Genomic DNA, 7742 nt, shown 5'->3' on the forward strand with positions numbered 1-7742 from the left:
CGATGGCGTCGGTGAGAAGTTCGGTCCAGTTCATGCAATATCTCCCCTGGCGGATGTGGCGGATCTCGCGCGAACCCAGAGATCACATGATAAGCACGCAAGCCTCAGAAGTCCGCGATCTCGTCGATCAGCGCCGGATCGTCGATGAAGGGGTTGCGGTTGCCCTGGATCGTCTCGATCTGCGCGTTCCGCTCCCGCTCGGCGGCGTCCACCGGGTCGAGGACGTTCCACTCCCTCAGGTCCCTCTCCATGTCGTCGTCCAGGGGCAGCCAGTAGCGCACCGACATGTAGAACATGGCGCGCGCCACGTTGCCCTTGTGGTCGTCGCGGGGCTCGAAGACCGTGATGTCGCGCGCGTCCTGGTCCCGGAAGCTGCCGCTGGGCGTGCCGGCGCCCGCCGCGGCGAGACTGCCGTCGGCGTCGACCCAGAGCTGCCGGGCGTCGTCGGGCAACTCGCCGAAGGGCAGGTTGCCGCGGCTGCCGTTGATCCCCTGGCGCGCCGGGAAGAGATGGTGCAGGTCGGCGCCCTCGACCGTGGTGTTGCGGTCGAAGTGGTACGACGCGTCGAGCCAGCGCGCGTTGCAGGCCCAGGTGTGCTCGACCTGGACGCCCCCGTCCTCGCGGGGCTTGAGCAGCCCGTCGTCCTTCGTCTGGTTGCCGACGCGGGTGCCGCTGTAGACGCAGCGGTAGGTCCCGTCCGGCTCGAGGTCCACCTCGTTGTAGAGGCGTTCCTTGGCGGTGTCGAAGCTGGCGGTCGTGTTCTGCGAGATGCCCTGGTGCAGCTCCCAGGCGATGTCCTGGTCGGCGAGCGTCCAGCCGCCGGCGATCAGGAGCACGGTCAGACCCAGGGCCGTCCAGCCGTTGGCCCTGGTTTCGAGATCGGTCGTCAATGGCATGCTGATCACCCCCTATTCCGGCCCGGCCGGCATCTCGAGCAGCTGCTTGTCCTTCTTGTTGCGGGCCAGGCTCCGCAACTCGTAGACGGTGCCCAGCAGGTCGTGCCAGAACTTGCTGCCGAACCCGAGCCCCAGGCCGGTGACGAGACAGCCGCCGAGGGTGTAGAGGAAGGCGGAGAGTTCGACCGTCGCCGGCGAACGGATCCAGCGGTAGTCGTCCAGGCGCACCCAGCCCAGCGTCGACCACGGGTCCTGCAGGCTGCTCATGATCTCGAAGAAGTTCGCCTTGACGACGATCGCCAGCAGGACGCCGATGGCCATCGTCCGCAGGGAGATCCGGTGCTCGCGGCGGCGCTCCTCCTTCTTGTCGGTCTTGCGATCGTTCAGGTCGGGGTTCTGCAGCTTCAGCAGATTGGTGAGGCGCTCGGCCGTGACGCTCAGCACGGTCAGGATCACCAGCATGTTCACGAACGGATCGAACGAATCCATGGGGGCCTCCTCTCGTAGGCTACGGAAACACGAGGACGATCATTCAGTGGGCGAGATGCGATTCGGATGGGTGGTGGCGCTGTGAAGCGGAGTATAGACGATGCGGACGGGGGTGGCCTGTTGAATTCGAGCGGAAATCCGTCCTGAGCACGCCCGGATGCAGCCACGGTGTCCATCGTGAAACGTCGATCTGCCACTCTGTTCGGTCCGATCCTGTGCCGGATGGAGTTATTGGGAGGCACAGCACACTGGACAGCGCCAAGCAAGTAAACTCTAGCGGACCGCAGCCCGACAATGAAGTCACCAGAATTTCCACCATGGCTTAGTGCGGGGGGGCGGAGAAGGGTGAGAAACGTTTTTTTGCTCCGAAAAGTAGTCTGTATCCAATTTCAGAAAAAGAAGGTTCGCTCCGACAAGTCCAACCCAAATCGGAACCGCAGGGTGGGGTGCAAAGGCTATCAGCCTGTCGGGAAACCATGACTGGGTTTCGTCTGTCTTGTCGTCCTTCACCACAGATTCTCCAGTGAAGCTATTCCAACTGAGTGATGAATGGTATGGATAAACGATAGTCGGAGATTCATTGTCTTTGGCTGGCTGGAGATTGTGTGCCTTTGGTTGCACGTCGCCAGTTGCCACATCGCGCACTTCTATCAAACGATCGGCTCCGGATATCCCGGGGGTGAACACAAGGATTGATTTGCCGTCTGCTGAGAATCTTGCCTGTCGAAGAAGCAGGGATTGCTGTGTGTCGCCGTGAATAAGGGTCAAAGGTCGGCCAGTGTTGATGTCCCAAAGCCAGATACTCTGGGCTACTTGAGTAATAAGCCTGCTGCCATCTGGCGAATACATAAGTTTGCACTTTTGGATTCCCCCGGAATCGTGATGGCCGCGCAATCGCCCGGGGGATATCATGGAATCCCTGTTCCAGAAGCGTATCGTTCCATCTCCACAAGCTGCAGCGATCCTTTCCCCGTGAGGGATGAAAGCGATTGCTTTTATGACAATCATAATGATTTCGCCGCCGGAAATTGGAAGACGGGACGAAGCCACCTCGCTGCCACTCTCAATCTCCCAAACGTAAAGCGTTCCGTCATCCGTGGCCGCGGCTACACGTTGGCCATCCGGTGAAAAAGCAACGCCTGAGATGCCGGAAACACTCCACTTGGCCGCGGGGTTGAATTCACGGACTTGAAGCCCGGTTTCCAGGGCCCAGATTCGAACTGCACCGTCTCCTCCGCCAGTCACTAAGAATCGTTCGTCGGCCGAGAGAGACAGGCTATTTACACCCCACTGCGTGAAACGATTGCTATCGCGCTTGCATGCTTGCCAGACCTTCAATGGTCGGCCCGTTGCGCAGTCGTGGAGGGCGACAGACATGTCTTTGGATCCGCTTACGAGATAATCACCATTGCGAGCAAACGCGAGGCACATGACTGCGTCCTGATGCCCATCAAGCCGCTGAACTTCTTGAAGCGTATCCATGCTCCATAGACGAACGGTTTTCTCGTCTGAGCTGGTGGCCAACACTTTTCCGCCCGGCGCAAGGGCGACGCTTCTCACGCGATTGGGGTGAGCATGAAGCACAGCTCTATCGGTTAGATCTTGCGCTCGACAGATATGCACAGCACCGCTGCCGAGACCAACGACAACAGTGTTGTTATGCGAATCTACCGCTAAGCAAGACACGTCTTGTTCGAACCGCCGTTTCAGCAACACAGCACCGGTTTGCATTGACCAAACGCACAGAGTTCCATCACTCGACCCGCTGACGAGCTTCTGTCCGTCAGTGAAAAAAACTATCGAGGAAACATCATTGGTGTGACCATGAAAAACAGAAGTTTGGCCGACGCCGAGTGGGACAATGGGCGGACGCAATGACCGGAGCCAGTGTGACGTCAAGCCAGCCTGTAGCCGGTAGGCGCGCCATGCGTCAAGCACATTGGATAGCTTCGCTCCCGGCTGCTTCCATGGAAGTCCGTGACGCGGCCATCCCCCGACTGGCGGATCATAGTGCAACTCCGCATCAGGACAATCATACCACCAGCAAGAGTTCCACAAGCATTGGAAAAGTGTCGTTGGATGGCGCGCGATGAAGTGCATGTCACGGCGAATACCCTCTTCAAGCAGTTGGAGAATGCGGCGGCAAGGGCGGTTCTCGTGCAGGACGTTCACCGCGGCACTGAAGTCGCCCGCCAATTCGAAGATAAATCCAGCTTCGACTTTGGCTTCGAGAAAGAATGGATCGGTAAACAGGTTCTCCACTTCGCCCCATTGTCCAGATAACTGCGCTTCTCTGAGCCTTTGCCATGGGAGTTCGTCCACCTTCCGCACATTGGCCGGTCGGGGTGTTGGCGGTAGTCTCTTGGCACGCTGGCGCTGGGCCTCAAGTGATTCACGCCAGTAGTTCTGAGCATGGAGATACTCCGCCAATTCGGTGTGCCCCTTGCGTTTTTTATCATCACTTTCCAGGTACGCTTGTTCGACCGCCTCCCGGAACTGGCCGTGGTAGAAGTCGAGCAGTTCGCCGCGCTGCATCAAGTAGGGACGCAGGAGCTGCACGAGGGCGGCCACATGCCCTTGCGGGTCACCGGGCGACAGGAGTTCCACGAGTTCCTGCTGGCTCAGACCATGCCGGCTCGCACCCATCAAGGAGACGAACCGGGACACCAGTTCCCGCCCGATCTTCTGGCCGGATGCGTCACGGAAACCATCATCATCCTCCAGTCGTTTCAGGATCCAGATAAACAACGCCCGCGTGTCCGGTGGCAGTTGCGCGATGCGATCGGCGATCTCCTCGTACGTGCCCAGCGTGCGGAGTTCCTCCAACGCGACCAGCAGATACAACGGGGTGCCGGCATCGACTTTGGCCGACAGCGCCGCGTGTTGGTCGTCCGTCATGGACTTCCGGTACCGGTGGAGGAATTCCCGGATGATGGCTTCGCGGTCTTGTGCGTCGAGAGGCTGGAGTTCCACCGGCCGGGGTGGTTGACGACGCTGCCGCAAACTGTCCAGCGCCGGGCCGCTCAAGGTGGAGAGAATGATGCCTGCGGTCGCCGGCAGTTCTTCGGGCAGCCAAGACAAGCCGGCAAGCTGGGTGGTGGGATCGAATTGGTTGATGGCGTCGAGGAGAATCACGACGCGTTTCTTGGCGGATGCCTGTTGGAGGATTTCAGCAAACGTCGCCCGGAGTTTCTCCGGGTCTTCCGGTATCTCCGCCGCCAGCGCGGCACCGGTCACCAATTCGTGGCACAACCGCCGCAATGTCCGCCTCACATCGGTCGAACCGGGACTGGCCCCCACGAAATGCGGAATCACCAAGTCCTGCGGGTGGGCTTCCCGGTAATCCTGGCAGAACTTGCCCAGCAACGCCGATTTCCCGCTGCCCGCTTCGCCCGACAGGCACAGATAACCATTCCCGCCCGTGCTTTCGGCGTGTTGCCGGAGTTCGTTCCAGACCGGCTGGCGGCTGCCCAGCACGAAGCGTTGGACTCGTTCCTCGATGAACGCCTCCATCGCCGCGTTCTCTTCGGTGAACTCGTCCGGCTTCTCCCCGGTCGCCGGGCCGAACTCCTGGTCAATGCTCTGCTTGAGATCCGCGCAAACCCTGTCGCCAAACTCATTCAGCCTGATCAGCCGTCGGGATTGTTCATCCCACTGCGCCCGATAGATAAACGGCTGGAGACCGGCCGCGGTGATGGCGGTCTTTAGTTCGGCTAAGGCATCAGCGCCATGGCTGCCGGCCGGCTCGCGACACTCTCCCGGTGCAGCCTCGACCATCGCTGCGGTGGCTGACGGATCGCGGAAATAGAAGTAGGCGAAGCCGCGACTCGTGAGGTCGCGATCCAGCACTCCATAATGGACCTCATCGGCCGTAATGGAGCGGGTCTTACCGGGTGGCACCCAGCCGTACCGTCCACCGAGCATGCAGAGGAACCGGGGCCGACATTCGTCCACGATTTCGCGACAGACCGAAAGCGCATCCTGTTCCGAGGTCACGCCCCAACGCAGGTCCACATCCACGAGATGAATGCGCCGCTGTAGCAGTTCCTGCCGCAATTTGGGGAAAACGAACCGCACGAGATGATCCCGTTCCGCCTGCATGTCCCGGAACGTTGATGAAATAAAAACTCGAACCGTTCGCCAAGCGGCAGTCATGGTTCCTTACCCTCAATCGCCAATGCTTCGGTCCGGCACCTGTCCCTACCAATCACTCCGTCCGCATCGTCTTCTTGCGGTTGCCATGAAACGAGCATAGCTTACACGGATGTTCAAAATCATCGTTCTAGCACTCGTTTCGGCCTTCCGCTCCCGGCAACGGCTCGCTTTGGAGAACGCCTCCCTCCGCCGCCAGATCGAGGGCCTGCGGCGAAACACAAGTCGTCCCCTGGCGGGCACGGCCATGCATCATCTCTGCGTGTCGCGATTCGCCATTCCTACCTGAACTCAAATCACTCCTGCATGCTGCGAGCGCGCCGGAGGGCAGGGCTTGCGTCAGGCGAGGGATGAGCTCCGATCTGCTCCCGGAGCCGGGCGTCCATGAAGCCGGCGAACGGCTTCAAGTGCAAGTACAGTGCGGCGAACGAAATGACCGTTCTGAAGGCCGGTGGATTATGCAGAAAACAGTCGACCAGAGCCCTCCAGTAGGGACCGCAGACTTCCGGGTCGCGGATACCCAGGCGCCAGCTGATACGCAGGAAGGACTGGATATCGCGCCACAAGCGGGGGAGCACATTGGGGAGTCTGTCCGGTATGGGATCGAGCGTGCGCGCCATGCGGCGTACCCGGCCGAAGAAGCTCGCCGGATGATAGATCGACCTGAGAACCGCCCGGTAATCCCGGAGAATGTCCGAGCGGGGACGCAGGGTATCGAAATTTAAGCCCGACGTGCACTGATCGGCATCGTCGTCTGTCGCCAGGCGGTCGGAATCGGCGTGAAGCCGGCCCTCTTGGTGCAATCGCCGGGAAAGCTGGGTGTTCGGCAACGCATACAGAAGGCCTACCATGCAGATAGGGATGGCCATCTCCTCGATGCACTGGGTCATCGCCTGAGCCACGGAATCCGTCTCCGCATCGAATCCGATGATGAAACCTGCGTTCACGAAGATGCCAGCCCGATAGATTTTGTAGATGCTTTCGGCAAAATCCCTGCCCGCGTTCTGCCTCTTCTTGACGCTTAGCAGCGTCCGGGTGTCGGGGGTCTCGACGCCAATGAAGATGGCGAAAAATCCACTCCGGCGCATCAGGCCCAGTATCTCGTCGCTGTCCGCCAAATTCAGGCTCGTGTTGGCCGAGAACGCAAATGGATGGCCCCTGCGCTCGTTCCAGCCACAGAGCGCCACCAGGAACGGCCGGACGATCTTCTGACTTCCAATAAGGTTGTCATCGACGAAATCGACGTGCCCGCGGTAACCGAGCTCGTAAAGAGCGTCCAGCTCGCGGAACATCTGCTCGTTGGTCTTGAAGCGGGGGACGCGCCCGTTCAGCTCGATGATGTTGCAGAACTCGCAATTGAAAGGACAGCCGCGCGAGTACTGCACCCCGACGTTCATGTAATGCTGGAGCTTGAGCAGATCGAAGCGGGGCGGCGGCGAGCCATGGAGGCTCGGAAAGGTCCGCGAGACAAAGATGCCGCGCCGATCGCCCCGGCGCCAGGCCGCCAGGAAATCGGCCATGATCTCCTCGGCCTCGCCGAGAATCCGGAACTCCACTTCCTCGTACACGGACGGACTACAGGTCACGTCCGGTCCGCCCAAGACCACCGGCCTGTTCCTGGCGTGGGCCAGGGCGATGACCTGCTTGGTATCGGCCTGCTGGGGCAGCATGCTGCCGATCATGACTAGGTCGGCCCACTCGAGGTCGCCGTCTGGCAGCTCCTCGATGTTGCGATCGACTAGCCGCACGGACCACTCTTCAGGTAGGAGCGCGGCCACCGTGATCAACCCCAGCGGCGTGGCCGAGTACCTTCGGCCCGCGACGGCGCAGGTCTCCCAGTAGTTCCAGAACGAGTTGGGGCTGAAACGGGGAAACACCATCAGGACATTCACGTCGTTCTTGGGCAAAGGGGCTCCTGTTCCCGTCGAGATTGAGGGGGTACGGGGGTGTGATATCCCGGACCCCGTGAGACAGATTCGCAGCTATTCTAGCATAGTTCTCGGGGCCCGAAAGCTGTCTAGTCAAGTGGGCAGTTTATAAGTAGAGATCTACCCATTTGGCCGTTAACTCAACCCTGGTAAGCCGCCGCCTCTGGCGGCGAGACTCGAAATGGCTCTGCCGTAACGGCGTGCATATATGATATACGGTCTCCTTTCCCAGAACTGCCCAGTTCAAAAGGAAAGGAGACCGAGATGCGAGAATGGC

4 protein-coding genes are annotated in these 7742 nt (G+C 60.2%); all 4 read right to left on the bottom strand.

Translation table 11 applies throughout. The features are described 5' to 3' along the window. Nucleotides 1-104: 104 nt before the first annotated feature. On the bottom strand, nt 105-896 hold the full coding sequence (locus KJ554_04870; protein ID MBU0741671.1) for an endonuclease: 792 nt from the start codon (nt 894-896) through the stop codon (nt 105-107). Between the two features lie 12 nt (nt 897-908). After that, on the bottom strand, nt 909-1385 hold the full coding sequence (locus tag KJ554_04875) for a hypothetical protein (protein ID MBU0741672.1): 477 nt from the start codon (nt 1383-1385) through the stop codon (nt 909-911). 300 nt (nt 1386-1685) lie between these two features. Next, entirely contained in the window at nt 1686-5540 is a 3855-nt protein-coding gene (locus tag KJ554_04880) for a DUF4062 domain-containing protein (protein ID MBU0741673.1), read from the bottom strand. Between the two features lie 293 nt (nt 5541-5833). Continuing rightward, the gene (locus tag KJ554_04885) at nt 5834-7417 is read right to left on the bottom strand and encodes a B12-binding domain-containing radical SAM protein (protein ID MBU0741674.1); all 1584 of its coding nucleotides are present in this window, start codon (nt 7415-7417) and stop codon (nt 5834-5836) included. Nucleotides 7418-7742 lie beyond the last annotated feature (325 nt).

The organism is bacterium, assembly GCA_018814885.1.
In the GTDB taxonomy this organism is placed as follows: Bacteria; Krumholzibacteriota; Krumholzibacteriia; order LZORAL124-64-63; family LZORAL124-64-63; genus JAHIYU01.